Source organism: Dietzia sp. Die43 (assembly GCF_024519835.1).
GTDB lineage: Bacteria > Actinomycetota > Actinomycetes > Mycobacteriales > Mycobacteriaceae > Dietzia > Dietzia kunjamensis.
Window position 1 is genome coordinate 1 of the sequence record NZ_JALJRF010000052.1, and the last position, 1,412, is coordinate 1,412.

General features: G+C 71.7%; 1 protein-coding gene and 1 pseudogene. One reads left to right on the plus strand and one right to left on the minus strand.

The features are described 5' to 3' along the window. Window positions 1–129 (plus strand): annotated as a pseudogene (locus tag NR111_RS18160) (molybdenum cofactor biosynthesis protein MoaE); the annotation flags it as partial. Window positions 130–134: 5 nt separating this feature from the next. On the opposite strand, the gene NR111_RS18165 reads toward NR111_RS18160, so the two are convergent. After that, a partial coding sequence (locus tag NR111_RS18165; RefSeq protein ID WP_256821618.1) for an HNH endonuclease signature motif containing protein occupies window positions 135–1,412 on the minus strand: 1,278 nt, incomplete at its 5' end.

Consider the following 1,412-nt stretch of genomic DNA (forward strand, 5'->3'; position numbering starts at 1 on the left):
CCGCATCGGGCCGAGGCGTTCGCGGCGTGTTCGGAGCTCATCGAGCGTCTCAAGCACGGGGTGCCCATCTGGAAGCGGCAGCGCTTCACCGACGGCGTCTCCGAATGGGTGGGCGTCGGCGACTGCTGAGTTGGTCAGGCCGGCCGTCTGCGGGGTCCGTACCTGTCCTGACCCGGCGGATTGATGAGTGTGCCGTCGTCGGCGACGATGCGATCCGCGTAGGCGTTCCACTCGCGTTCCCAGATGGCGTCACGGGCACGGGCCAGGGGGCCCTTGGGTCTGGTGCGGTGTTCGTGTCCGGTGTCGGTGATGATGACGAGTTCACCCAACGGCCCGGACCGGTAGGCGTTGGTCCCGAACGTTTTCTCCCGGTGGTGTTTGCGGCACAGGCAGACGAGGTTCCACTCGGTGGTCGGCCCGCCGAGTTCAGGGTCCTTCTTGTTGAACGCGATCACATGGTCCACGTCGCAGGCCTCGGCGGGAACCGAGCACCCGGGGTGGCGGCAGGTGCCGTCGCGCATGCGGATGCGCTCGGCCATCGCGGGGGTGATCACGTAGCGCAGGGCGTGCTCGGGGGAGTCGAGCACGCCGGGGGCGGGGTCGATGAGCTCGAACCGCACGCTCGCGTCGTCGCCCTCGAGCAGTTCCGTGCAGAGCCATTCGACGCTGCTGTAGGTGCCGTGGACGAACTCGACGCGGTTGGGTAGGCCCCGGGCCGCGGAGGCGATCACGCTGATGCGGATCGGCTGACCGGCCCGCGCGGCGTTGCCCAGTGTGGGCCGGGGGAGGTCCGCCCCGAGCCTGACGTCGCCGAGCTCGATGCCGTCGTGCTCGGACGCAGGGGCCGGGCCGGAGCCGGAGCCGGGGCCGGAGCCGGGGCCGGGGCTGGTTGCGGCCGGGCCACCAGCAGGCGGATAGACGGCGAGCGCGGCGAGGGCGTCGGCGCGGAGCTGATCCAGGGAACCGTCCAGTCCGTCCGCCGAGGCGGCCGACGCATCGGTCTCGATGCGACGACGGAGGAGTTCGGCATCGGCGGCGGTGAGCCTGGCCCACATCGTGGCCATGCCGTTCCGGTCGCCGCGGAATCGGACCGAGCGGGTGGCGGCCGCCGCTGCGGCGGCGTCCTGCGCGGCAGCCGGGTCGTGTCGCTCCACGGCGTCATCGATCGCCGAGTCAACCGCGTTGCGGGTCGGCCGGTCGCCACCGTCGAGATCGCCTGTGAAGCGCGCGACCACCTCGTCCTCCACGACCGACACGATCGCGTCGGACACCTCCGCCAGGCGACACGCGATATCGACCGCCAACTGCTCGGGCAGCAGCCCGCGGTCGACCGTGGACCGCAGACGGGGCAGCCGCCGGTGGATCTGCGTCCCGGCCGTCACCAACCGCGCGGCGTGCCAACACGTGAGCTG